General features: G+C 71.2%; 24 protein-coding genes. 12 read left to right on the top strand and 12 right to left on the bottom strand.

Features of this window, described 5'->3' with window-relative positions:
- Positions 1 to 25: 25 nt before the first annotated feature.
- Positions 26 to 2,710 carry an AAA family ATPase gene (locus ACH41F_RS11045; RefSeq protein WP_391235301.1) on the bottom strand — a complete coding sequence of 895 codons (2,685 nt, stop codon included), beginning with the start codon at positions 2,708 to 2,710 and terminating at the stop codon, positions 26 to 28.
- A 244-nt stretch (positions 2,711 to 2,954) separates the two neighbouring features.
- On the opposite strand from ACH41F_RS11045, the gene ACH41F_RS11040 reads away from it, so the two are divergent.
- Genes ACH41F_RS11040 through ACH41F_RS11030 form a run of 3 tightly spaced genes read left to right on the top strand, consistent with a single transcriptional unit; the run spans position 2,955 to position 6,410 of the window.
- Positions 2,955 to 4,163: an MFS transporter gene (locus ACH41F_RS11040; RefSeq protein WP_398834419.1), complete on the top strand. Its 1,209-nt coding sequence runs from the start codon at positions 2,955 to 2,957 to the stop codon at positions 4,161 to 4,163.
- Between the two features lie 4 nt (positions 4,164 to 4,167).
- The gene (locus ACH41F_RS11035; RefSeq protein WP_398834417.1) at positions 4,168 to 5,322 is read left to right on the top strand and encodes an anhydro-N-acetylmuramic acid kinase; all 1,155 of its coding nucleotides are present in this window, start codon (positions 4,168 to 4,170) and stop codon (positions 5,320 to 5,322) included.
- A gap of 59 nt (positions 5,323 to 5,381) precedes the next feature.
- Positions 5,382 to 6,410, top strand: coding sequence for a DUF2510 domain-containing protein (locus tag ACH41F_RS11030; protein WP_398834415.1), 1,029 nt, complete (start codon positions 5,382 to 5,384; stop codon positions 6,408 to 6,410).
- A gap of 147 nt (positions 6,411 to 6,557) precedes the next feature.
- Here ACH41F_RS11030 and ACH41F_RS11025 read toward each other — a convergent pair whose 3' ends face one another.
- Complete coding sequence (locus ACH41F_RS11025; RefSeq protein ID WP_391235309.1) at positions 6,558 to 7,172, bottom strand: TetR/AcrR family transcriptional regulator C-terminal ligand-binding domain-containing protein; 615 nt, start codon at positions 7,170 to 7,172, stop codon at positions 6,558 to 6,560.
- 224 nt (positions 7,173 to 7,396) lie between these two features.
- Between ACH41F_RS11025 and ACH41F_RS11020 the strand changes: the two genes are divergently transcribed.
- Entirely contained in the window at positions 7,397 to 8,212 is an 816-nt protein-coding gene (locus ACH41F_RS11020; protein WP_391235311.1) for a phosphatase PAP2 family protein, read from the top strand.
- Positions 8,209 to 9,249, top strand: coding sequence for a hypothetical protein (locus ACH41F_RS11015; protein WP_391235313.1), 1,041 nt, complete (start codon positions 8,209 to 8,211; stop codon positions 9,247 to 9,249). The genes ACH41F_RS11020 and ACH41F_RS11015 overlap by 4 nt, the downstream gene beginning before the upstream one ends.
- 6 nt (positions 9,250 to 9,255) lie before the next feature.
- Here ACH41F_RS11015 and ACH41F_RS11010 read toward each other — a convergent pair whose 3' ends face one another.
- The 8 genes from ACH41F_RS11010 to ACH41F_RS10975 form a co-directional block, all read right to left on the bottom strand.
- Positions 9,256 to 11,307, bottom strand: coding sequence for a phosphocholine-specific phospholipase C (locus ACH41F_RS11010; protein ID WP_391235315.1), 2,052 nt, complete (start codon positions 11,305 to 11,307; stop codon positions 9,256 to 9,258).
- A gap of 499 nt (positions 11,308 to 11,806) precedes the next feature.
- Complete coding sequence (locus ACH41F_RS11005; RefSeq protein WP_398834411.1) at positions 11,807 to 11,974, bottom strand: hypothetical protein; 168 nt, start codon at positions 11,972 to 11,974, stop codon at positions 11,807 to 11,809.
- A 50-nt stretch (positions 11,975 to 12,024) separates the two neighbouring features.
- Positions 12,025 to 12,381 (bottom strand): PRC-barrel domain-containing protein, encoded by a 357-nt coding sequence (locus tag ACH41F_RS11000; RefSeq protein ID WP_391235319.1) that lies wholly within the window; start codon positions 12,379 to 12,381, stop codon positions 12,025 to 12,027.
- Between the two features lie 200 nt (positions 12,382 to 12,581).
- Positions 12,582 to 12,785: a cold-shock protein gene (locus ACH41F_RS10995; RefSeq protein WP_031104458.1), complete on the bottom strand. Its 204-nt coding sequence runs from the start codon at positions 12,783 to 12,785 to the stop codon at positions 12,582 to 12,584.
- A gap of 244 nt (positions 12,786 to 13,029) precedes the next feature.
- A complete protein-coding gene (locus ACH41F_RS10990) occupies positions 13,030 to 13,365 on the bottom strand; it encodes a MerR family transcriptional regulator (RefSeq protein ID WP_391235325.1) in 336 nt (111 codons plus the stop codon).
- 691 nt (positions 13,366 to 14,056) lie between these two features.
- Entirely contained in the window at positions 14,057 to 15,547 is a 1,491-nt protein-coding gene (locus ACH41F_RS10985) for a DEAD/DEAH box helicase (RefSeq protein WP_391235328.1), read from the bottom strand.
- Between the two features lie 342 nt (positions 15,548 to 15,889).
- Positions 15,890 to 16,093 carry a cold-shock protein gene (locus ACH41F_RS10980; RefSeq protein WP_045556499.1) on the bottom strand — a complete coding sequence of 68 codons (204 nt, stop codon included), beginning with the start codon at positions 16,091 to 16,093 and terminating at the stop codon, positions 15,890 to 15,892.
- A gap of 304 nt (positions 16,094 to 16,397) precedes the next feature.
- Complete coding sequence (locus ACH41F_RS10975) at positions 16,398 to 16,763, bottom strand: anti-sigma factor antagonist (RefSeq protein ID WP_391235332.1); 366 nt, start codon at positions 16,761 to 16,763, stop codon at positions 16,398 to 16,400.
- Between the two features lie 228 nt (positions 16,764 to 16,991).
- Between ACH41F_RS10975 and ACH41F_RS10970 the strand changes: the two genes are divergently transcribed.
- The 7 genes from ACH41F_RS10970 to ACH41F_RS10940 all read left to right on the top strand — a co-directional run bounded on the left by ACH41F_RS10970 (position 16,992) and on the right by ACH41F_RS10940 (position 22,749).
- Positions 16,992 to 18,065 (top strand): Rieske 2Fe-2S domain-containing protein, encoded by a 1,074-nt coding sequence (locus ACH41F_RS10970; RefSeq protein WP_398834407.1) that lies wholly within the window; start codon positions 16,992 to 16,994, stop codon positions 18,063 to 18,065.
- Positions 18,062 to 18,232 (top strand): hypothetical protein, encoded by a 171-nt coding sequence (locus ACH41F_RS10965; RefSeq protein ID WP_391235338.1) that lies wholly within the window; start codon positions 18,062 to 18,064, stop codon positions 18,230 to 18,232. Before ACH41F_RS10970 ends, ACH41F_RS10965 begins: the two co-directional genes overlap by 4 nt.
- Positions 18,229 to 19,164 carry a 2Fe-2S iron-sulfur cluster-binding protein gene (locus ACH41F_RS10960; RefSeq protein ID WP_391235342.1) on the top strand — a complete coding sequence of 312 codons (936 nt, stop codon included), beginning with the start codon at positions 18,229 to 18,231 and terminating at the stop codon, positions 19,162 to 19,164. Before ACH41F_RS10965 ends, ACH41F_RS10960 begins: the two co-directional genes overlap by 4 nt.
- A gap of 237 nt (positions 19,165 to 19,401) precedes the next feature.
- Complete coding sequence (locus ACH41F_RS10955; RefSeq protein ID WP_391235345.1) at positions 19,402 to 20,373, top strand: ABC transporter substrate-binding protein; 972 nt, start codon at positions 19,402 to 19,404, stop codon at positions 20,371 to 20,373.
- Positions 20,370 to 21,143 carry an ABC transporter permease subunit gene (locus ACH41F_RS10950; RefSeq protein WP_391235348.1) on the top strand — a complete coding sequence of 258 codons (774 nt, stop codon included), beginning with the start codon at positions 20,370 to 20,372 and terminating at the stop codon, positions 21,141 to 21,143. Before ACH41F_RS10955 ends, ACH41F_RS10950 begins: the two co-directional genes overlap by 4 nt.
- Positions 21,140 to 21,919 carry an ABC transporter permease subunit gene (locus ACH41F_RS10945; protein WP_391235351.1) on the top strand — a complete coding sequence of 260 codons (780 nt, stop codon included), beginning with the start codon at positions 21,140 to 21,142 and terminating at the stop codon, positions 21,917 to 21,919. The genes ACH41F_RS10950 and ACH41F_RS10945 overlap by 4 nt, the downstream gene beginning before the upstream one ends.
- A 20-nt stretch (positions 21,920 to 21,939) precedes the next feature.
- Complete coding sequence (locus ACH41F_RS10940) at positions 21,940 to 22,749, top strand: ABC transporter ATP-binding protein (RefSeq protein WP_398834404.1); 810 nt, start codon at positions 21,940 to 21,942, stop codon at positions 22,747 to 22,749.
- A gap of 43 nt (positions 22,750 to 22,792) precedes the next feature.
- Here ACH41F_RS10940 and ACH41F_RS10935 read toward each other — a convergent pair whose 3' ends face one another.
- Both ACH41F_RS10935 and ACH41F_RS10930 read right to left on the bottom strand, forming a co-directional pair.
- Positions 22,793 to 23,482, bottom strand: a complete 690-nt coding sequence (locus ACH41F_RS10935; RefSeq protein ID WP_391235356.1) for an FCD domain-containing protein — start codon at positions 23,480 to 23,482, stop codon at positions 22,793 to 22,795.
- 109 nt (positions 23,483 to 23,591) lie between these two features.
- Positions 23,592 to 24,593 carry a proline racemase family protein gene (locus ACH41F_RS10930; RefSeq protein WP_398834402.1) on the bottom strand — a complete coding sequence of 334 codons (1,002 nt, stop codon included), beginning with the start codon at positions 24,591 to 24,593 and terminating at the stop codon, positions 23,592 to 23,594.
- Positions 24,594 to 24,612 lie beyond the last annotated feature (19 nt).

The following is a 24,612-nucleotide window of genomic DNA, read 5'->3' as shown; positions in this document are numbered from 1 at the left end:
CGGTCGTCGATCGGCCGGCGACGCGCTAGCGCAGGCCCCGTCCGGTCTCCAGCACCTCGCGCGCCTGGTTGACCAGCCCGTCCGCTCCGCAGGAACGCGCCAGTGCCAGGCCACGGTTGATCTCGGCGACCGAGCGGGCGGCGATGCCGTACTCCACGCGGGCGGCCGCGTGTTCGTACTGACAGGGTGACGCCTCCAGATAGGTGACCGCCTGGGACAGCAGCCGCACCGCGCGCTGGCCGGTCTCCAGCGCGGCGGCACAGCGCAGCGCCTCGCCGATCGCGGTGTCGGTGCCGAAGCGCTCGGCGCGGCGGCGGGCGTCGGAGACCAGCCGGGCCGCGCGGCTCGGGTCTTCGGTGGCGAGGGCGCGGGCGAGGTCGAGCGCCCAGGGGACCATCACCGGGTTGTGGTGGCCGCGGGCGGTCGCCGCCTTCTCGGCGGCCTCCAGTTCGTTGATCGCCTCCTGGGTGCGGCCGACCGCCAGCAGCAGGCGGCCGCGGACGGAGCGCGGGTCGGGCAGCACGATGGTGGACGGGTAGGGCGGCGCGAAGCCGTACTGCTCGGCGACCTCCCAGGCCCGCTCGACATGGCCGCGGGCGAGCAGCGTGTCAACCAGGTTGCAGGTCGCCGACCAGTACAGGGGCAGTCCGCGGCCCACGCGCTCGGCGATGCGCAGCGATTCGCGCAGCGTGGACTCGGCCTCCCTGAGACGGCCGCGCCGCCGGTGCGAGAACCCGAGGAAGGCGTGGGCCAGCGCCAGCTGACCGCCGCTCCAGCCGGCCGACTCGTAGGTGCGCAGGGCTTCGGTGAACATGCTCTCGGCGCGGTCGAGCCGGTCGGTGTAGGTGTAGGAGCTGGCGAGCATCATGAGGATCTCCAGGCCCCACTCGGTGTCGGTCCAGCCGAGTCCGGGGGCCAGGCGGCCGTTGACGAGGGCCCGGTCGCACAGTTCGACGACGACTTCCGCGTTCTCGCCGTGGGTCATCGCGTCGAAGCCGCGCAGGATGAGCAGGGCCCGTTCGGAGTTGTCGCGGCCGGTGCAGGTCGCGGCGAGTTCGGCGAGCCGCTCGGAGCGGTCCGGGGAGCCCGTCTCGCCCGCGTGGATGCCCTCCCACATGTACTGCACGGCCTGGAGCCGCAGTTGGGCGGGGCCTGGTTCGAGCCGGGCGGCCTCCGCCTCGACCGTGCGGACGGCGTCCTCCAACTGGTCGTTGTGGATGAGTGCCTGGGAGAGGCGGAAGACCGCGTCGACGCGTTCGGCACCGTCCAGGCCGGGCATGGCGAGCGCGGACTGGAGGTGTTCGACGGTGGTGGCGGGGGCGGTCAGCAGGGTGACGCAGCCCAGCTCGTACAGCACGCGCGCGTGGCTCTCGGGCACGGGAGGTTCCTTCAGGGCCCGTTCCAGACAGCGGCGGGCCGCGTCGGGGGCGCCGACGGCGAGGTGTTCGCGGGCGGCCTCGCGCAGCTGCTCGACGAGTTCCTCGTCGTCGTCCGGGTGCACTTGGAGCAGGTGGCGGGAGGCCATGGCGGCGCCGAGTCCGGAGTCGGCGACGACCCGGGCGGCGATGCCGTGCATCGCGGTGCACAGGGCGGGCGGGATGGAGTTGTAGACGGCGGTCGCGATGAGCGGGTGCACGAACTCCAGGTCGCCGTCGCCGGCCGGTGCGGCAGCCGGGTCGGGTTCGGTCAGGATGCGGGCGGTACGCAGCAGTTCGGCGCAGCGGACGGCGTCCTCACGGCCCATGGTGGCGAGTTGTGCGACCAGGTCGACGGAGATGCCGGTGCCGAGGATGGCGGCTGCCCAGGCGAACCGGGTGGCCTCGATACCGAGCCCCTCCAGGCGGGCGACGAGGCCGCCGCCGCGGGCGGAGCGGTTCAGAGCGCGCAGTTCGGGTGCCTGGGCCTCGACGGGTTCGAGCTCGCTGTCCTGGACCTTGGCGAGGAGTTCGACGGTCTCGTACGGGTTGCCGCCGGTGACGGCCCACACCTCGCGGCAGAACGGGGCGTCGGCGTGGGCGCCCAGGGTGGCGCGGGTGAGGCCGGCGGTGGCGTCCGGGGTGAGGGCGCTGAGCGTGGCGACGGGGCCGGAGGCGGTGGCGGCGACGGCGTCGAGGAGGCGGGCGCTCTCGCCGTTGACGTCTCCCGGGCGGCGGGCGACGACGACCAGCACGGACAGGTCGTCGAGACGCTCGGTGAACGCGGCGAGCCAGCGCAGGGTCTCCTGGTCGGCCCAGTGGGCGTCGTCGATGACGAGCACGAGCGGCCAGTCGCGGCGGGCGAGGCGCCGTACGGCGGCCACCAGACCGTCGCACACGCCCTGCGGGTCGGCCTGGCGCTCACCGGGCTCGGTCATGCCGAGGGCGGGGCCCGCGATGTCGTACCAGTCGCCCAGGTACTCGCGTGCCTCCTCCGGCATCAGGTTCAGCAGGGCGGGCTGAAGGAGCTGGCGCACCACGTTGAAGGGGACGGACCTGAGGGTCTCGCCGCCGCGGGCCGACCAGACGGCGCAGCCGCGGGCCTCGGCGATCCGGCGGGTCTCGGTGAGCAGCGCGGTCTTGCCGAGTCCCGCCTCGCCCCGGAAGACCAGCACACTGCCCGAGGACGAGCTGTCCGCGCAGAGCGCGTCGATCGCCTGCTCGACGGCGGCGACCTCCCCCTCGCGCTCCCACAGGGAGGCCGAGGCGGCCTGCGTGGGCCGTGCCTCCGTCATCCCGTACCTCCCCAAGTCGCCCGAACGACGTACAGACCTCGAGCGTAGCCGTCCGATTGCCTGTGTGGAGGGCGGTCCGGGCACCTGTTGCCGTGGCGGGTGACAGCGCCTTCGCGGGGGCGACGCACCCGGCCCGTGACCTGCCCCGTCCTGTCGTCTGACCGATGGTCAAAAAGCTTGGGAGGTAGGCATTCTCAAAGATCGGAAGGCCGACCGGTCCCGTCGCGCGCTGGTCGCGGGGTCGGTGGGCAACTTCATCGAGTGGTACGAGTTCGGCGTCTACGGCTATTTCGCCACGATCATCGCGGCTCGCTTCTTCACCCCGGAGGGGGGCAGCTCGGCCGAGGCGCTGGTCAGGACGTACGCCTCGTTCGCGCTGGCGTTCTTCTTCCGGCCGGTCGGCGCGGCCCTGTTCGGCCGGCTCGCGGACCGGATCGGACGGCGGCCGGTGCTGATCCTGGTGATCGCCCTGATGACGGGCGCGACGACGCTCATCGGCGCGCTGCCCACGTACGCGCAGGTGGGCGCCCTGGCACCCTGGTTGCTCACCTTCCTGCGGGTTCTTCAGGGGCTGTCCGCGGGCGGGGAGTTCGGCGGGGCGGTGTCGGTGATGACGGAGTTCGCGCCGCCGGGGCGACGAGGTCTGTACGGCTCGTGGCAGTCGTTCACCGTGGCCCTGGGGCTGCTGGCCGGGGCGGGTGCCGCGGCGCTCCTGGCCACCGTGCTGAGCGCGGAGCAACTGGGCGACTGGGGCTGGCGGTTGCCGTTCCTGCTGACGCTGCCGCTGGGGCTCGGGGCGTTGTGGCTGAGGCTGCGACTGGACGAGACGCCGGCGTTCCGCCAGGACCACGAGGCCGAACGGCCGCCCGCGCGCCGAGTGGTGGGGGCCGTCGCGCTGGGCGCGGGGCGGATCATGGGCTGGGCGGCGGCCGGGTACACCTTCCTGGTGGTGCTGCCGTCCTATCTCCAGAGCACCCTCGACGCGTCCTTCCAGCAGGCGCTGACCGCCACGGTGCTGGCCAACCTGGGCTTCGCGGCGACCATCCTGCCGGCGGGGCTGCTGAGCGACCGGGTGGGCCGCATCCCGGTGATGCTGACGGGGGCGCTGCTCGTCGCGGTCTTCTCGGTCCCGCTGCTCAACCTCCTCCAGGACTCCGGGACGTCGACCACCGTGAAGGGTGTCGCCGTGTGCGCGGCGGGCGGCGTGGTGGGGCTGATGGCGGGGCCGGGGCCCGCGATGCTGGCGGAGCTGTTCCCGACGAACGTGCGCTACACCGGTCTGGGACTCGCCTACGCGCTGTCCAATGCGGTGTTCTCGGGGTGCGCCGGGCTCATCATCACCAAGACGGTGGAGCGGACCGGGAACGTGGACATCCCCGGGTACTACGCGGCGGCGACCTGTGCGGTGAGCGTACTGGCCCTCGCGAAGTCCCCTTCGAGGAAAGCGGGTTGAGCGGATGCGGGTGATCGGCCTGATGTCCGGCACGTCGTACGACGCCATCGACGCGGCGGCTGCGGAGCTGGAGCTCGTCGGCGACGGCCTGGTGCTGAGACCGCTGGGGATGGTGAGCGCGCCGTACGACGAGGCGCTGCGCGAGGCGTTGGGGGCGGCGCTTCCGCCGGGGACGACGACCCTGGCCGAGGTGTGCCGGCTGGACACCCTCGTCGGACAGGCCTTCGCGGCGGCGGCCGTCCGGGCCAATCGCGAACTGTGCGCGGGGCGAGCCGAGTTGGTCGCCTCGCACGGCCAGACCGTGTACCACTGGGCCGCTGACGGCCGGGTGCACGGCACCCTCCAGATCGGGCAGCCCGCCTGGATCGCCGAGGCGACCGGACTGCCCGTGGTCGCCGACTTCCGACCGCGGGACATCGCCGCCGGCGGCCAGGGCGCGCCGCTGGTCAGCCTGGTCGACCTGCTGTGGCTGCGCGGCCGCCCGGGCAGACCGGTCGCCCTCAACCTCGGCGGCATCGCCAACCTCACCGCCCCCGACGGCACCGCCTTCGACACCGGCCCGGGGTGCGCGCTGATCGACGCGGCGGCCCGGGGTTTCAGCGGCGGACGCCTGTCCTGCGACGCCGACGGGGCGCTGGCCGCTCGCGGGGCGGTGCGCGAGGTGCTGCTGGAGCGGCTGCTCGCCGACCCGTACTACGCGCTGGCGCCGCCCAAGACGACCGGCAAGGAGCTCTTCCACCTCGGGCATCTGCGGGACGCCCTGGCCGGGCTCGGGACGCTGGCGGCCGAGGACGTCGTCGCCACACTGACCGCGCTCACCGCCCGGACGGTCGCCGACGCGGTGCGGGCGGTCGGGGCGACGGAGGTGATCGCCTCGGGCGGCGGGACCCGCAATCCGACGCTGATGGGTCTGCTGGCCGAGCGGCTGGCGGACATCACGCTGCGGACCTCCGACGAGCTGGGGCTGCCCTCGGCCGCGAAGGAGGCGTACGCCTTCGCCGTTCTGGGGTTCCTCACCGCGCACGGCCTGCCCGGGACCGTACCCGCGAGCACCGGCGCCCGGCACGCGCGCGTGCTGGGTTCGCTGACCCCCGGACGGGACGGACTGCGTCTACCACCGCCCGCGACCACACGCCCGGTGCGACTCGTCCTGGAGTGAGCGGAAATGCGCTCCGGCCCTCTCATCCGCCTTTCACCCACGCCTCATACGGTGGTGGCATGACGCAGGCGACTCCTCCCGGGTGGTACCCCGATCCCGGACAGACAAGTGACGGTCCCGCCACCGAGCGCTGGTGGGACGGCAAGGCATGGACCGACCAGACGCGCCCCGTGGGGTCGGCCGCCGCATGGGGTCCCCCGGCGCAGGGCCCCGCGGCGGGCGCGTATCCCGCGCACCCGGCCTACCCGGCCTACCCGGCCCATCCCGGTCAGCCGCCGGCCGGCGGGCGGCGCGGTCTGCGCACGGGCATAGCCGTGGCAGTGGCCGCGGCGGTCCTGGCGAGCATCGGTGTGGGCGTGTGGGCGCTGGCCCGGGACGACTCCGGCGGCACCGCGACCTCACAGCAGGGGCCGGGCGGCCCCGGCGGCTCCACGGGCGGCCAGGGCGGGCCCGGCGGGAACGGTGGTTCCGGGGGCCCGGGCGGTTCCGGTGGCTCCGGTGGTTCTGGTGGCTCCGGTGGGGCCTCGCCCTCGCCCGAGCAGTCCGAGGCGCCGAAGATCGAGAGCGGCTCGGTGACCGACGCGGTCAGCGGGATCAGCATCCCGATCCCGGACGACTGGTACGGCCAGCAGATCCAGGCCGGCGCCTCGGTCACCTCCGAGGACTCCTACCAGTGCCCTGGCGACACCGCCCAGACCTGCACCAAGGGCGGCGCCTACTCGGCGCCCGCGATGCTGCTGGGCACCTCGGGCACGACGGCCGAGCAGGTCGCCAAGGCCGACATCAAGGCCAACGCCGAGCAGTCCTACGGCGGCAAGACCTACGGGGCCATCACCTCGCACGAGGTGCTGGAGTCCAAGGCGGTGACCGTCGCCGGGCAGAAGGGCTACCTGGTCCGCTGGAAGGCGGTCACCAGCAAGGGCGCCGACGGCTATGTCGAGTCACTGGCCTTCCCCTCCCCCGCGAACACGGGGCAGATCGTCGTGGTGCGCTTCGGCGTCGACGTCGGGGAGAAGCAGGACGTGATCGACGAGATCACCAAGGGGATCAAGGTGGCGAAGGGCGGCGGCAGCGGCCAGGACGTCTGACGGCCCCGAGGACGGCAGTCGGCCGGGTGGGGCACCTCTCCGCTCAAGAGGAACCCCACCCGGCCGGGGGGTGCGCGCCGCCCCCGTCCCCACGGTGCGGCGCGAGCAGGTCACCGTCCAGTCATCCCGTGGACGGCGGCCTGGGTCTCAGGTGAGCCCCAGTGCGGGGAGCACCGCGGCCTCCACGAAACAGACCAGATAGTTCGGGTCGGCGTACTCCCCGTCCAGGATGGGCCGCGCCCGGATCACGCCGAACATCTGGGCCGGGATGTATTCCAGCGCCGGATTCCCGGCGGCGACCTCGCCCCGGTCGACCCCGCGCTGGAGGATCTCCTTCAGCGACGCGATCTCCGGGTCGACGAGCGCCTCCCGCAGTGCCTGCGCCAGCTCCGGGTCCTGCGTGACGGCGTGTCCGAGGGCCTGGAGGAGCTTGGTGTCGTTATTCGACCAGCGGCCCGCGGCCCGCGCCACCTCTCGCAAGTCCTCCGCGAGCGTTCCTGTATCGATGCCGTCGAACTTCGACAGGCGACGGGAGCGCAGCGCGGCCACCACGAACTGGGGCTTGGTCTTCCACTGTCGGTAGAGCGTGGACTTGCTGCACCGGGTGCTGGCGGCGATGCCCTCCATGGTCACGGCTTCGTATCCGCACTCGCGGATCTGTTGGAGCACGGCGTCGTAGAACTCCTGCTCACGCTCGGGCGTGATCTTGGAGCGGCGCGAGGCGGTGACCGTCTCCGGTCCGTCCGCTGCCTGCGACGTCATCAGCTCTTCTCCTCGTTCGAGTGGGCCTTGAGCGACTTCATACAAGGTGATGAGGGACCGCTTCCAGTGTGGCGTATCTCTATCGATACGCGAGTGTACCGGTACACGGCCGTATCGGTACACTATCGTATCGGTACGCACCCGTATCGATGAGAGCGATGAGTTCGCCGCACCCGACGAGTCACCAGCTCAGCCCGCACCACCGTCAGCGAAGGGGCCGGGGGATGAATGCCCGCACCGAGCCTTCCGAAGCGGAGACCCGCGCGTCAGCGCGGCCTCCGCTCGTCCGTGAGCTCCTGCTCGTCGTAGGACTTTTCCTCGTCTACAAGCTCGGCCGTCAGCTGGCGACCGGCCACACCGGCGAGGCGTTCCGCAACGCGCACCACGTCTGGGACCTGGAGCGCCTCCTCCGGCTGCCCGGCGAGGGCGCCGTGCAGACGGTGCTGCTGCACGGCGACACCCTCGTGCGCCTCGCGAACACCTACTACGCGACCGTGCACTTCCCCGCCACCGTGGCCTTCCTGGTCTGGCTCTACCTGCGCCGCCCGGCGCACTACGTGTGGGCCCGCCGGGTCCTGGCCGCGGTCACCTCCGCGGCGCTGGTGCTCCCCTTCGTGTTCCCGCTCGCCCCGCCGCGGATGCTGGCCGCCACCGGGCTCGTCGACACCGCGCGCGCGTACGGGCCGTCGGTCTACGGACCGCCGTCCTCGGACCACCTCTCCAACCAGTTCGCGGCGATGCCCTCGCTGCACTTCGGCTGGGCCCTGATGGTGGCGGTCGGCCTGATCGCGGCCACCCGCACCCGCTGGCGGTGGCTGTGGCTGCTGCACCCGCTGGTGACCCTGATGGTGATCGTCGGGACCGCGAACCACTACTGGCTCGACGCGATCGTGGCCACCGCCATGCTCGGCGTCGCCCTCGCGCTGCTCCGCCCGCCGCACCGCGCCGACAGCACCGCCACCCGGGCCGCACGGCAGCCGGAACCCCTCGTCGAGGACACCGCGGAGGAGAAGAACGTGCTGGTCGGAGCGGACCGATGAGCGCCACCGTCCTCGCGGTCGTCCTGTCCCTGTTCTCCGCCGTCGCCTACGCGGCCGCGGCCGTCGCCCAGGAGCGCCTGGCCTCCCGCGACTCCGGTGCGGGGATGCTGCGGCTGCTGCGCTCGGGCGCCTGGTGGTGGTCCGTCGGGCTCAACGCCGCCGCCGCGCTGCTGCACGTGGTGGCCCTGAAGTACGGTCCGCTGACCGTGGTGCAGCCGCTCGGCGCGCTCACCCTGGTCGCCGCGGTGCCCATGGGCGCGCGGGTCGCGGGGCGGCGGGTCAGCGCGACGGAGTGGCGGGGCACGGCGTACACCCTGATCGGGCTGGCCGCGATCCTCGTCACGGCGTCCGGGGCCGCGCCCGACGACGTGCTCAGCGTGCCGGAGGCGCTGGCGGTGGCCGGGGTGACGGCCGCGGTGATCGGGCTGCTGGCCCGGCGCGGCACCCGGCCCGGACTGCGGCACGCCTCCGCGTCCGGTCTCGCCTCCGGAGTCGCCTCCGCGCTCACCCAGACCGTGACGGTGGCCGCGACCGACCGCTCGCACTCCCTGCTGAGCGTGCAGGTCGTCGGAGTCGCCCTGCTGGTCGCGGCGTTCGCGGCGAGCGGTCTGCTGCTGTCCCAGGTCGCCTACCGCGGGGGCCTCGGCGCCCCGCTCGCGGTGGTGACCCTGGCGAACCCGGTGGCGGCCGCGGTCATCGGGCTGTCGCTGCTGGGCGAGGGCCTCCAGGGCGGCCCGGCGGGCGTGCTGCTGGCGCTGGCCGGGGCCGCGCTGTCGGCCTGGGGTGTGGTGCTGCTGAGCCGGGTGACGCCGGACGTGGTGGCGGTGGCGGCGGAGCAGCGGTACGACGACGTCGTCGCCGTGGGTCAGCTGTACGAGGACTCCGCCGCGGCGGAACGGCCGCGGGACCGTGTGCTGGTGGCCGCCGACCACGACCACCCCGTCGCCGCCGTGCTCGCGCTGGAGCCGGCGCGCGCCTCGTCCGAGCCGGCGTGGATGCCCCGGCAGCCCGGGCCGGGACACCTCACGCCGCTGTAGGCCGGGCTACTCGGTGATGATCGCCGGGTCGCTCACCCCGGGGCGCCCGTTCTCCACGTGCCCGGCGAACCCCCGCAGGAACGCCGGGTCGCCGTCGGCGGTGACGGTCAGGTCGTACCAGCGCCGGCTCGCGGCGAGGTCGACACAGTGGCGGACCGTGCCGCCGGGCCGCACGGTGACGGTGCGGGCCCGGCCGCCGTACCCGTTCACGACCTTGAGCCGGACGGTGGCGGTGCCGGAATTGGTGAGGGTCAGCTCCACGTCGTCGCCGGTGTGCCGCGCGGTGACCTCGGGACCGGCCTTCCTGTTCGCGCCCTTGAAGGAGCGCACGAAGCCGTTCGGACCGTGCACGGTCAGGTCGTACGAGCCGCCCGAGTACGCCGAGTTCCAGGTGTCCGCGACGGACTTGCCGGCCTCGGTGGTGTACATCCACGGGCCGTCGGTGCGGTTGCCCGAGGTCACGTGGAAGGCGGCGCCCGCCTTGGCGCCGGAGGCGAACGTCAGCGTGAGTTTGCCGGCCGCCGCGTCGACGGAACCGTCCACGCGCGGGGCGTACTTGAGCGGGCGGGCCGGACGCAGGCCGCGCTCCTGCCGGGGCATGTCCGCGTCGGCGGGCGGCGTCGGCCGGTAGTCGGGGTGCCGCTGGCGGTCCTGCGGCTCGTACTCGTCCGTCCCCGGCAGCGCGGCGGGCCGGCTGTCCTTGCGGGAGAAGTCGAAGGCCGAGGTCAGATCGCCGCACACGGCCCGGCGCCAGGGCGAGATGTTGGTCTCCCGCACCCCGAAGCGGCGCTCCATGAACCGCAGGATCGAGGTGTGGTCGAGGGTCTCGGAGCAGACGTAACCGCCCTTGCTCCACGGCGAGACGACCAGCATCGGCACCCGCGGGCCGAGGCCGTAGGGGCCCGCCGGGCGCCTGCTGTCGCCCGGGTAGACGTCGAGCGAGACGTCGACGGTCGACTTGCCGCGCGCCGCGGACGTGGGCGCGAGCGGCGGCACGACGTGGTCGAAGAAGCCGTCGTTCTCGTCGTAGGTGATGAACAGGGCTGTCCTGGACCAGACCTCGGGGTTGGAGGTGAGGGCGTCCAGGACCTGGGCGATGTACCAGGCACCGTAGTTCGAGGGCCAGTTGGAGTGCTCGGAGAAGGCCTCGGGGGCGGCGATCCAGGAGATCTGCGGCAGCTTGCCGGCCTTGACGTCGGCGCGCAGCCGGTCGAAGTAGCCGTCGCCGTTCTTGACGTCGGTGCCGGTGCGGGCCTTGTCGTACCAGGGGTCGCCGGGCTGGGCGTTACGGTATTTGTCGAAGTACAGCAGGGAGTTGTCGCCGTAGTTGCCCCGGTAGGGGTCCGCGATCCAGCCCCAGGAGCCCGCCGCGTCCAGGCCGTCGCCGATGTCCTGGTAGATCTTCCAGGAGACGCCGGCCTGCTCCAGACGCTCCGGGTAGGTCGTCCAGCCGTAGCCGACCTCGTCGTTGCCGAGGACCGGGCCGCCGCCGGTGCCGTCGTTGCCCGTGTACCCCGTCCACATGTAGTAGCGGTTGGGGTCGGTCGAGCCGATGAACGAGCAGTGGTAGGCGTCGCAGACGGTGAAGGCGTCGGCGAGCGCGTAGTGGAACGGGATGTCCTCGCGGGTCAGGTACGCCATCGTCGTGGTGCCCTTGGCGGGCACCCACTGGTCGTACTTGCCGCCGTGGTAGGCCTGTTGGCCGTCGGTCCAGCCGTGCGGCAGGCCCTCCAGGAACTGCATGCCGAGGTCGTCGGCGGTCGGGTGGAACGGCAGGACGTCCTTGGTGCCGTCCGACTGGTGCCAGATCGACTTGCCGTTCTCGTGCTTGACCGGACGCGGGTCGCCGAACCCGCGTACGCCCCGGAGCTTGCCGAAGTAGTGGTCGAAGGAGCGGTTCTCCTGCATCAGCACGACGATGTGCTCGACGTCCTCGATCGACCCCGTGCGGTGGTTGGCCGGGAGCGCGGCGGCCCGCTGGATGCTGCTCGACAGCGCGGTGAACGCCGAGGTGGCGCCCGCGAGTTGGAGGAATCTGCGCCGGTTGACTTCGGGCATGGGTGGGTGCTGCCTCTCATCCAGGGATGCGGATGGCCGGAACGTGACGGAGTGCGCGCGCAGCGAGTGTTCCAAGGGCACCAAACGTCAGGGAAGGGTCCGGTGGCGCCGATGTGAAAGTCGGCGGTACGGACGGTGCCGCTCCGATCACGTGTCACCCGGACCATGCGGCCCTGCGGGGGCGCTGGTTCGTCACCCTGCGTACGACGGCGTGGGCGACCCGGGTTGGGGGACGCGCCGGCCCGAGGGCAGGTCCTGCTGCGGGGCACGCACGCGGGGCGGCCCGTCCGGCTGGTCGAGCAGCGAGGCGGATCGTCGTCGGATCCTCGGCCGCCGGACTCTCGGCCGCCGAGGCCCTCCGCCGGGAGGCTACGAGGGCCCGCCCGGCCCGTGACGACCGGACGACTACCCGTCAGGCGAGGTATTCCGTCCCGCTGAGGCGGACGCCGTCGTAGCGGGGTCGGCGATCGCCGACGTCAGCCATGGTCCCCGGCGCGCGTCATCGGGGGAGGCGCCTGCGGCGGCGGCCCAGGCGCAGGCCGACGAGGACCAGGTCGGCGATCACGATCACCACGCCGATGACCAGCAGGTAGAACAGGCCATTCGCCAGCACGCCGATGATGCCGAGCACCAGGGCCACGAGGAGCAGCAGGAGGAAGAGAGCCATGGGTGTCACCTCGGGTGGAGGGCGTCAGCGGCGGGCGTTGTCCGGGGACGTCAGCGGCGGGCGAGGCGACGTTCGCCGCCCGCACCGGTCCGGTAGTCGAGTGCGTAGTGCGCGAACACCGTCTTCTCGTCCTCCGCGAGCAGTTCGCCGTCCGTGCCGATCGAGGGCGCTTCCTTGACCTGCTTCTTGTCGTAGGCGACCTTCAGATAGCCGGGACCGACCGTCGCGTCGCCCAGGGGGACGAACACCAGGCGGTGCCGGGTCGGCAGGCCGATCGTCACCGTCGCGAAGGCGGGCTGGTCCGTGGCCGTGTCGACATAGATCGCCTCCAGGGCGCCGATCTTGTGTCCCTCGTGGTCGACCACGTCGTGGCCTCGCCATTCCCTGATGTCGTACGCCTCGAACACGGGGTCCCCTCTGTCTCAGATCGGCTGAAGACCGCTGTCGTCTTTCCTTCGCTCCTTCCTCCTTACCTGCCCACGGGGCGTCACACCCCGCAGAGCAGCCGACTTTCACACGGGCGTGTCCGGCAAAGCGGGAAAAACCACACGAGCGGCGGCCGGACGGCCGCCGCTCGTGGGCGATTTTTTCGGGCAGACCTGCGAGGTCAGGCCACGTTGATGTTCTCGGCCTGCGGGCCCTTCTGGCCCTGGGTGACGTCGAACGTCACGGCCTGGCCCTCCTGGAGCTCACGAAAGCCGGTGGAGTTGATCGCGGAGTAGTGCGCGAAGACGTCCGGGCCGCCGCCGTCCTGGGCGATGAAGCCGAAGCCCTTTTCCGCGTTGAACCACTTCACAGTTCCCGTAGCCATGTCTCATGCCTTCCAGTCGATGAACGCCTCCCGCTCGATGCGGGAGACGGAGGTGGTCGCCCTGGTCCCTGCGGCACAGCACAGCAAAACGCCCACGCCAAAGGCGTGGGCAAGAGGGAATTCCGAACCACGACAGCTGACGCAGACGCTACACGCCCGCATGCCGCGTCACCAGAGAAAATGATCACACCACACACCTGGATCGTGTGTGCGGTGCCCGCCGACGTTGACGGGCACGCTCGTCTCAGGCTGCCGTGGGGTTCGCCGATTCGGCGGCACGGCGGTATTCGTCGTTGAGGCGCTGGGCTTCCGCGAGCTGGTCCTCGAGGATGACGATCCGGCAGGCGGCCTCGATGGGGGTGCCCTGGTCGACGAGTTCCCGGGCGCGGGCGGCGATGCGCAGCTGGTAGCGGGAGTAACGGCGGTGTCCGCCCGCGGAGCGGAGCGGGGTGATCAGGCGGGCTTCACCGATGGCGCGGAGGAAGCCCTGGGTGGTGCCGAGCAGTTCGGCGGCTCGGCCCATGGTGTAGGCGGGGTAGTCGTCGTCATCGAGACGGCCGAATGTGTCGTCTGCTGTCATCGCACCTCTCTGCGGAACGCGTGGAGGGGCCCTGACGCCGTACTGCCGCCAGGGCCCCGAAGGAACTACTACACCATCTGCCGGCCCTGATACTGCACCGGCCCTGTGTTGCCGCGGACCCGACCGAGTTGCCGTCGGGGGCGCGGGGATCGCGGTTGCTTGACCGGAGACCACCTCACTATCGATGTCCTGCGGTACCCGGGTCCAAGATGTCCGCCCGGGCGATCCTGATGGTGTTCCGCTCCTCCGTTCTTCCTCTTGATCAACTCACTTACGGAAACTGCGGGGTACTGCGAACCTCACTTGCCTGGTACTGCTCTTGGCGGCCCCTGATCACTGCGGGCCACCCGGTCCGGTCGTCAGTCCCGTCGCCGTCCTGCAACCGCTCTGGCGCCGGAACTCCACCACCGCACCGTCCTGCGTACTGCAACTGCGTACTGCTGCCCGGCAGTTCGTCTCTGCCGGGCCCTGTCAGATCTCGACTACGAGAGAAACCATAACCACATCGCCGACGAATGTCTACTGTGGCGGGCATAGATTTCCGCGCGCTCCAAGAGGAGGTAGTCCGCCTCGGCCGGCTGCCCGCACGGTCCACGGACGGCCCAAGCACTGTGGGCCCGACCGGCATACCGGTCGGGCCCACACGAGGAGTCGGGTTACGGGTGGCGTCCGCTCACCCGGTCAGACGGTTCTAGGCCACCGGGCCGAAGCCGGTCTGGCGGGCGGAGGTGCGCCTGGCCGCCGAGGCGGGGCGGCGGCGGCCTCGGGACGTGGCGCTTCGCTTGGGGCGTTCGACCACCGGCGCGGTGATGACGACGGGGATGCCGGACGGCGCCTGGGCTCCGGTGATCCGGCTCAGGGCCTCGTCGCCCGAGCGGACCTGGGTGGTCTGCGGCCGGATCCCGGCGTCCGACATCAGACGGACCATGCCTCGGCGCTGGTTCGGCGTGACCAGGGTGACGACGCTGCCGGACTCGCCGGCGCGGGCGGTACGGCCGCCGCGGTGGAGGTAGTCCTTGTGGTCGGTCGGCGGGTCGACGTTGACGACCAGGTCGAGGTTGTCGACGTGGATGCCGCGCGCGGCGACGTTGGTCGCCACCAGCACGGTGACGTGCCCGGTCTTGAACTGCGCCAGCGTGCGGGTGCGCTGCGGCTGCGACTTGCCGCCGTGCAGCGCGGCGGCCCGCACCCCGCTGTTGAGGAGGTCCTGGGTCAGCCGGTCGACGGCGTGCTTGGTGTCCAGGAACATGATCACGCGGCCGTCGCGGGCGGCGATCTCGGTCGTGGCGGCGTGCTTGTCGGCGCCGTGGACGTGCAAGACGTGGTGCTCCATCGTGGTGACCGCACCGGCCGAGGGGTCGACGGAGTGCACGACGGGGTCGGTCAGGTAGCGGCGCACCAGCAGGTCGACGTTCCGGTCCAGGGTGGCGGAGAACAGCATCCGCTGCCCCTCCGGGCGCACCTGGTCGAGCAGCGCGGTGACCTGGGGCATGAAGCCCATGTCGGCCATCTGGTCGGCCTCGTCCAGCACCGTGATGCCCACGTGGTTCAGCCGGCATTCGCCGCGGTCGATGAGGTCCTTGAGCCGGCCCGGCGTCGCGACGACGACCTCGGCGCCACCGCGCAGCGCACTGGCCTGCCGGCCGATGGACATGCCGCCCACCACCGTGGCCAGCCGCAACCGCATGGAGCGGGCGTACGGGGTCAGCGCGTCGGTCACCTGCTGCGCCAGCTCGCGCGTGGGTACGAGGATCAGCCCCAGCGGCTGGCGGGGCTCGGCACGCTGTCCGGCGGTGCGGGCGAGCAGGGCGAGACCGAAGGCCAGGGTCTTGCCGGACCCGGTGCGGCCGCGGCCCAGGACGTCACGACCCGCCAGGGAGTTCGGCAGCGTCGCGCCCTGGATCGGGAACGGTGCGGTCACACCCTGCCTGCCGAGTTCGGCCAGCAGCTGCTCGGGCATGTCGAGATCGGCGAAGGCCTCGACGGCCGGCAGGGCGGGAGTGATCGTCTTGGGCAGCGCGAACTCGCCCTGCACGGCGGCGGGCCGACGGCCGTAACCGCCGGAGCGGACGGGCGCGCCGGTACGACGCGGTGCCTGCGAGCGGTAGCCGCCGCCCCTTCCGGCGTCGGCGCGGCCGTCACGGGAGCGGGCGGAGCGGTCGTTCGTGTACGTGCGGTTCATGCGGAACCTTCCTCGATGTGGCACATACCAAGGAATTCTGGCCGCGATGAATGGCGTGGAGAATTACAAGTATGGACCGATGGAAAAAACAGATCTGGCCGGGAACGCATCTCCGTGGGCACAGGTACTGAATGGGGTGACGCGGTGAAGATCTTGCGATCCGGGCGCCGACTGCGGTGCGGCACTTCAGGATGCGTTCGTGTCCTGAAGGAGGAACCGCTTGCGGTGGCACCGCGGATTTCTCGGGTGCGTCCCGCGGGTGAAAACCGCCGCGGGATACGCGTGCAGCTGGGGCCCGCACCCCGAAGGATGCGGGCCCCAGCTACGGATTGCGTGTGAGCGTCAGGCCGGAACGATGTTCTCGGCCGTCGGGCCCTTCTGGCCCTGGGCGATGTCGAAGGTCACCTTCTGGCCTTCGAGCAGCTCACGGAAGCCCTGCGCGGCAATGTTCGAGTAGTGGGCGAACACATCGGGGCCGCCACCGTCCTGCTCGATGAAGCCGAAGCCCTTTTCCGCGTTGAACCACTTCACGGTACCAGCAGCCATGTCATATCTCCTTCGGGGCAGTGCGTCGGCGTCCACACCCTGCGGACGCCGTGTCGCTGCGTTGATTACCCCGCCCGGAAATGACCGGAAATACAAAAGTGCTCCCGACCGGCAGAAGCCGGTGGGGGCACTTGAAGTTTTGGGAACCACAACTGCAACTGAGATAGACACTAGCACGCCCGAGCGGCCCGTGCGGGTGAGAAAATCGCCCTCTGCTCTTCGTGCCAAAAACTCCCGCAGCACGACAACTCAAAAACTGATCCCTCGGGAACAGATATTGATTCGCCCGGAGAGGACGTCCCCGTCAGGCGGTCAGGGCCTGCTCGACGGTGGGATGGCAGCCGATGACCTCGTCCAGGCCGACGATCTCGAGGAGCCGTAGCACCGACTCCTGGGCGGCGGCGATACGCAGCCACCCCTGACCGTCACTCGCGGCCTGGTGGGCGGCGACGAAGACGTTGATGCCGCTGGAGTCCATGAAGGACACACCGCTGAGGTCCGCCACGGTTCGCGGCGGCGCCGCCCCCTCGCCGGGCAGGAGGACCTCGCTGAGCATGTCCTTGACGGTGTGGTCGATCTCGCCGCGCAGGGTGACCACCCGGACGCCGTCGACGCTGGTGCGGTCGATCGACAGCTGGCCGGACCGGGGTGCTCCGTGGGTGTCTGTCACCGTTTCCTCGACTGTGCTCGCTGATGGGACTCAAGGCCCCGGCCTGATCTGCGCCGGCAGCCAGCATCGATGGTACGGCGAACAAGCGTGCGGTCCGCTACGCCCATCTCGCTCACCCCTCTGACCAGCAGATCTGAATCGACCTTTCCGTGAGGCGGAAGCGCTATTGCGCCTCCCTGACGCGCTTCCCGACGATGACGCCATCACAGAGAGACGGGAGCCAGCCCCATGCCTCACATGACCGCTTTCGCCAGGAACCAGTGGTACGTCGCCGCGTACAGCCACGAGGTGGGGCGCGAGGAGTTGCTCGGCCGGACCATCCTCGGTGAACCGCTCGTCTTCTATCGGACCGAGCAGGAGGGCACACCGGTCGCGCTGGCCGACCGGTGTGTGCACCGCAGGTTCCCGCTGCACGAGAAGCCGAGCCGGCTGGACGGCGACCGGATCGTGTGCGGGTACCACGGGTTCACCTACGACACGACCGGCACCTGTGTGTACGTGCCGGGGCAGAAACGCGTGCCGCGCACGGCGCGCGTCGCCTCGTACCCGGTCGTCGAGCAGGACTCCCTGATCTGGGTGTGGATCGGCGACCCCGCCCTCGCCGACACCGGCACCATCCCCCGAGCCCGGCACCTGGACTCCCCCGGCTGGGTCACCGTGCGCGGCATGGAGCCCATCGACGCCGACTACGGGCTGCTCGTCGACAACCTGCTCGACCTGTCGCACGAGACCTATCTGCACGGCGGCTACATCGGCACCCCCGAGGTCGCCGAGACGCCGATCACCACCGAGGTCGACGAGGGCGCGGGGATCGTGCGGGTGAGCCGGCACATGGACGACGCCGAGTGCCCGCCGTTCTACGCCAAGTCCACCGGGATCACCGGCCGGATCACCCGCTGGCAGGACATCGAGTACCACGCGCCGTGCCTGTACCTGCTGCACAGCCGCGTCGCCCCGGTCGGGGTGGTGCCCGAGGCGGACGGCAGCGACCCGAACGGCTTCCACACCGAGGTCACGTACGCCATCACCCCCTCCTCGGACGGCAAGGTGTACGACTTCTGGATGGTCTCGCGGGACTGGGCGACCGGGGACGACGAGGTCACCGAGTTCCTGCGGAAGAACAACCACACCGTCGTCATGCAGGACGTCGACGCGCTCAACCTGCTCCAGAAGACGCTCGGTACCGAACGGACGGGGTACCAGGAGCTGAGCATCAACATCGACACCGGCGGTCTGGCCGCCCGCCGCATCCTCGCCCGGCTGGTCGAGGAGGGCGCGAAGCCCGTGGAGAAGGTCCGGTGAACGGCCGGACAGGAGAGATCTACCGCATCGACTGGCTGCCGGGCACGGACGTGCTGCACGGCACCTGCCACTGCGGCCGCGAACACACCTCGCAGGATCCGGTCGAGATGTGGGAGTGGATGCTGGCCCATCCGCAGGGACACGAACCGCGAGGAAGCAGTTCATGACGGTCTACGAAGCCGAACTCGTCGTCGAGCGGCGGGAGTCCGTGGCCGACGGGGTGCTCGCCCTCACCCTGCGCCACCCGCTGGGCGAGCGGCTGCCCGCGTGGGAGCCGGGCGCCCATCTCGACGTCGTGCTCGGCCCCGGCCTGGAGCGGCAGTACTCGCTGTGCGGCGACCCGGCCGACCGGGACACCTGGCGGATCGCCGTGCTGCGGGAGCCGGCCGGGCGGGGTGGATCCGCCCATGTGCACGAGCAGTTGGGGCAGGGCGACAAGGTCCGGGTGCGCGGACCGCGCAACCACTTCGCCCTCCGGCCCGCGCCCCGCTACCGGTTCATCGCCGGCGGCATCGGCATCACACCGATCCTGCCGATGCTGGCCGAGGCGGAGGCCCGGGGCGCGCAGTGGACCCTGCTGTACGGCGGCCGCACCCGCGACTCCATGGCGTTCACACGGGAGTTGAGCGCCTACGGTGACCGCGTCACGGTCGCGCCCCAGGACGAGACGGGGCTGCTGGACCTGGCCTCGGTGCTGGACGACGTCCCCGAGGGCACGCTCGTGTACTGCTGCGGGCCCGCCGCGCTGCTGGACGCGGTGGAGGCACGCTGCCCGGCGGGGCTGCTGCACCTGGAACGGTTCACGCCCAAGGAGCAGGTGTCCGGCGAGGACACCGCGTTCCAGGTCGAGTTGGCGCGCAGCGGCCGTACGGTCACGGTCCCGCCCGAGGTGACCGTGCTCGACGCGGTGCGCGCCGCCGGTGTCGAGGTGCTGTTCTCCTGCACCGAGGGCACCTGCGGGACCTGCGAGACCGATGTCCTGGAGGGCGATCCGGACCACCGGGACTCGGTCCTCACGGACGAGGAGCGGGAGGCCGGGGAGACGATGATGATCTGTGTGTCCCGGTGCCGGGGCGGGCGGCTCGTCCTCGACCTGTAGCCATCCGCAGGTCCGTCTCGATCCCCGCGCGGACTCCGGCAGAACGATCGTGCGCGGGGTCAGCAGAAAGCGGCGGGCCGCCGCGCGGGTCCGTCCGCATATCGTGACAACTGTCAACAATATTGTCAGCAAAAGCCATTGACCGCAGGCGGCCAAAGACTCTACCTTTCGCGCTGTGCACCACTGTGCGCTATGCGCACACCCTGTCGGAACCACGAAGTCTGTGCAGGAGGAGCCATGCGTCGTGTGCTCGCCGCCTTAGCGGCCGGAGCATTCCTGGTCACCGTGTCGGCCTGTGGCTCGTCGGGGGACGACTCGGGGTCGGACAAGGCGTCGTCGCCCGGCGGCACCACCACCGTGAAGGTCGGCGTCATCCCGATCGTCGACGTCGCCCCGCTCTATCTGGGGCAGGAGAAGGGCTTCTTCAAGAAGCGGGGCCTGGAACTGGACATCTCGCTCGCGCAGGGCGGCGCGGCGATCGTGCCCGCCGTGGCCAGCGGGCAGTATCAGTTCGGGTTCTCCAACTCCACGTCACTGATGATCGCCCAGTCCAACAACGTGCCGGTGAAGGTCGTCTCCAACGGCATCGCCTCGACGGGCGTCCAGGGCAAGGACTTCGGGGCGCTCACCGTGAAGGGCGACAGCCCGATCAAGACGGCCGACCAGCTCGAGGGCAAGAAGATCGCCATCAACACCCTCAAGAACATCAACGAGACCGCGGTGCGCGCGTCGGTGCGCAAGGCGGGTGGCGACCCGGACGAGGTGAAGTTCGTGGAACTCGCCTTCGACCAGATGCCGGCCGCCCTCGACGGCGGTGACGTCGACGCGGCCATGGTCGTCGAGCCTGCGCTGGCCACCGTCAAGAGCCAGGGCGGTCGTGAGATCGCCTCGCCGCTGGTGGACGTCGCCCCGAACCTGACGGTGGCGATGTACTTCACCTCCGCCTCGTACGAGCGGCAGAACGCGGCCCTCGTGACGAAGTTCAAGGACGCCCTCGCCGAGTCCCTCTCCTACGCGGACGCCCACCCCGACGAGGCCCGCCAGATCGTCACCACCTACACCAAGATCCCGGCGGCGGTCCTGGCGAAGGTCACCCTGCCCGCCTGGCCGGCCGACCCCAACCGCGCCTCGCTCGACGCGCTGGAGAAGCTCGGCCAGGACGACGGCCTCTTCCAGACCGCCCCCGACCTGGACAAGCTGCTGCCGTGAGGGGACTGAACCTCGCGCTCGGCGCGGCGGGGCTCGCGACCTTCCTCGCCCTGGGCGAGGCGGTGCCACGGTTCGGCCTCGTCGAGGAGGACTACTTCCCGCCCACGAGCCGCATCGCCGACGCCCTCGGCACCGAACTCTCCGACGACACCTTCTGGACCGCGCTCGGCGACACCCTCACCGGCTGGGCGCTGGGCCTGGCGATCGCGTCCTGCGCCGGGATCGTGCTCGGCGTCCTCATCGCGGTCGTGCCCCACCTGCGCGACGTCACGGCCTCCACCATCGAGTTCCTGCGCCCCATCCCCTCGGTCGCGCTGATCCCACTGGCGGTGCTGCTCTACGGCAGCGAGCTGAAGTCGGTGCTCCTGCTCGTGGTGTACGCGTCGTTCTGGCAGGTGCTCATCCAGGTCCTGTACGGCGTCCAGGACGTCGACCCGGTCGCCGAGGAGACCGCGCGGTCATACGGTCTGGGCACCTGGGCGCGGGTGCGGCACGTGCTGTGGCCGACCGCGCTGCCGTACGTCATGACCGGCGTCCGGCTGGCCGCCGCGGTCGCGCTGATCCTCGCCGTCACCGCCGAACTCGTCATCGGCGCACCGGGGTTGGGTGCTCGGATCGCGGTCGCCCAGAACTCCCAGGCGGTGCCGGAGATGTACGCGCTGATCGTGGTGACCGGTGTGCTGGGGCTGGTCGTCAACGTGGGCGCGCGTACCGTGGAGCGGCGGGCCCTGGCGTGGCACCAGTCGGTGCGCGGGGAGGTGGCGGTGTGAGGGGCCTCCTGCTGCGGGTCTTCTTCGTGCTCGCCCTGCCGCTGCTGCTGACCGCGGCCTGGTGGTTCGCCTCCGCCGACAGCACGAACGTGTTCTGGCCACCCCTGCGGACCATCCTCGAGACCTTCCCGGACGTGTGGACGGGCGAGCGGCTCAGGAACGACGTTTTGCCCAGTCTGCTGCGTCTCACGGCCGGTTACGCCGTCGCCGCGGTCGCGGGTGTCGCGCTCGGCACGGTCATCGGCTCCTACCGGCGGGTGCGGGCGGTGTGCGAGCCGGTCCTGGAGTTCCTGCGGGCGGTGCCGCCGCCGGTGCTGGTGCCGGTCATCATGCTGTTCGCCGGCATCGGCGACACCATGAAGATCCTGGTGATCGCCAGCGGCTGCGTCTGGCCGATCCTGCTCAACACCGTCGAAGGCGTGCGCGCGGTGGACTCGGTGATGGCGGAGACGGCCCGCTCGTACGGCATCACGGGCCTCGCACGGCTGCGGGAGGTCGTGCTGCGCTCGGCGAGCCCGCAGATCTTCGCCGGCCTGCGTCAGGCCCTGTCGATCGGCATCATCCTCATGGTCATCAGCGAGATGTTCGCCGCCAGCGACGGACTCGGCTTCACCATCGTGCAGTTCCAACGCAGCTTCGCCGTCCCCGACATGTGGACCGGCATCCTCGTCCTCGGCCTGCTCGGCTTCCTGCTCTCCGTCGTCTTCCAGCTGGTCGAGCGGCGCGTGCTCGGCTGGTACCACGGCCTGCGGGCCCAGACCCGGCGGTCCCCGTGACGCTCACGAAAGGGCGGTCCATGCTCGACGTACGCGGCCTGAACAAGGTCTACGAGGGGTCCGGGCGCCGCGTGGAGGCGGTGCGCGACCTCACCTTCACCGTCGAGGCGGGCGAACTCGTCTGTCTGGTCGGCCCGTCGGGCTGCGGCAAGACCACCCTGCTGAAGTGTGTGGGCGGGCTGCTCACGCCGACGGGCGGCGAAGTCCTGCTGGCGGGGAAGAAGGTGACCGGTCCGCCGCCCGGGATGGCCTTCGTGTTCCAGGAGTACGGCCGCAGCCTGTTCCCCTGGAAGCGCGTCGGCGAGAACGTCGAACTCCCCCTCAGGCAGAAGGACCTGTCCAGGCAGCGGCGCCGGGAGCTGGTCGCCGACGCGCTGGAGTCGGTGGGGCTATCGGACGCGGCCGGGGCGTACCCCTGGCAGCTGTCCGGCGGTATGCAGCAGCGGGTGGCGATCGCCCGGGCGCTCGCGTACGAGCCCGACGTGCTGCTCATGGACGAGCCGTTCGCGGCGGTGGACGCCCAGACCCGCGCCGATCTCGAGGACCTGGTACGGCGGCTGTGGCGCGAGCGCGGCATCACGATCCTCTTCGTCACCCACGACATCGACGAGGCGGTGTACCTCGGCCAACGGGTGATCGTGCTGTCGGCCTCCCCCACCGTCGTCCAGGAACAGCTCAAGGTCGATCTCCCCGACGAGCGCGACCAGTTGCACACGCGGGTGGCGCCGCGTTTCGCCGAACTGCGGACCCATGTGTACGAGCAGATCCAGGCGGCGAAACGCGGGACACCTCAGGACGTGCTCAAGGCCGATACGCCTCCACCCCGTTGAACCGGACCGCGGGGCGCACCCGGGGGTCGGCGTCGAGGTCCGCCTACCGGGCGGCCCACAGACCCCGCACATGCCCGATGTGACGGGTCATCACCTCGCGGACCGCGTCCTCGTCCCGGGCGATGAGCGCGTCCAGGAGCTCCAGGTGCTCCTCGGCGGAGGCCAGAAGGCGGCCCGACTCCAGCAGGGCGGTGAGGCCGTACAGGCGGGAGCGCCCGCGCAGCTCGCCGACGACCTCGACGAGGTGGTCGTTGCCGGCGAGGGCGAGCAGGCCGAGGTGGAAGCGGGTGTCGGCCTCGACATAGGCGACGAGGTCACCGTTGGCCGCCGCCTGCACGATCTCCCGGGCCGCCGGGCGCAGCGCCTCCAGGGAGACGGGTCCGGCGGCCCTGGCCAGGTCCACCACCGTCGGGATCTCCACCAGGGCACGGATGTGGGTGTACTCGTCGAGCTGCTTCTCGGAGACCGCGGTGACCCGGAAGCCCTTGTTGGGAACGGTGTCGACCAGCCCCTCCTTGGCCAGGTCCAGCATGGCCTCGCGGACCGGGGTCGCCGAGACGCCGAAGCGGGCGGCGAGCGTCGGCGCGGAGTACACCTCGCCGGGCAGCAGTTCCCCGGCGATCAGCGCGGCCCGCAGGGCGTCGGCGACCCGCTCCCGGTAGCTGCGCTTCTGGCCGCCGAGGCTGGGAAGGGCCGGGGCGGCGGCGGGCGAGCTGGTGCGGGCGGCGGGCATGGGCTCTCCTACGGGTGCTATGTCACGCGCTATCGGCCCATTATCGGGCCGCGTGTCCGGGACCGGACACCGTGCGATGCCGGGTCCCGTTCCTGTCCCCCGCCCCGCCCTACAGGACGAATCCCGCCGGGAACGGGTCGGTCGGGTCGAGCAGGTACTGGGCGGTGCCGGTGATCCACGCCCGGCCGGTGAAGCTGGGCAGGACGGCGGGGATGCCGGCGACCTCGGTGGTGTCGAGCAGCCGTCCGGTGAACCGGGTGCCGATGAAGGACTCGTTCACGAACTCGGTGTGCAGGGGCAGTTCGCCGCGCGCGTGCAGCTGGGCCATGCGCGCGCTGGTGCCGGTGCCGCAGGGTGAGCGGTCGAACCAGCCGGGGTGGATGGCCATCGCGTGCCGGGAGTGGCGGGCGGTGGCGCCGGGTGCGAGGAGGTGGACGTGGTGACAGCCGCGGATCGACGGGTCCTCGGGGTGGACGGGCTCCTCCTGCGCGTTGATCGCCGCCATGAGGGAGAGACCGGCCTGGAGGATGTCGTCCTTGCGGGAGCGGTCGAAGGGCAGGCCGAACTCCTCCAGCGGCAGGATGGCGTAGAAGTTGCCGCCGTATGCCAGGTCATATGTCACCGTGCGCCCGTCGGCGAGTGTGATCTCACGGTCGAGGCCCGCGGAGAAGGACGGCACGTTCTTGAGGGTGACCTCCTTCGCGGCGCCGTCCTCGACGGTGACCTCGGCGACCACGAGACCCGCCGGGGTGTCGAGCCGGATGGTGGTGACCGGTTCGACGACCTCGACCATGCCGGTCTCCACCAGCACGGTGGCCACCCCGATGGTGCCGTGGCCGCACATCGGCAGATAGCCGGAGACCTCGATGTAGATGACGCCCCAGTCGCAGTCCGGGCGGGTGGGCGGCTGGAGGACGGCGCCGCTCATCGCCGCGTGCCCGCGCGGCTCGTTCATCAGCAGCTGCTTGATGTCGTCGCGGTGCTCGCGGAAGTGCAGCCGCCGCTCGTTCATGGTCGCGCCGGGGATCGTGCCGATACCACCGGTGATCACCCGCGTGGGCATGCCCTCGGTGTGCGAGTCGACGGCGTGCAGGACGAGTTTGCTGCGCATGACGCTCCTGGGGCTCGGG

It is taken from the genome of Streptomyces sp. NPDC020489, assembly GCF_044386545.1.
Classification (GTDB): Bacteria; Actinomycetota; Actinomycetes; order Streptomycetales; family Streptomycetaceae; genus Streptomyces.
Note: the sequence above shows the minus strand (reverse complement) of the source record. Positions and strands in the feature narration are given on the sequence as shown.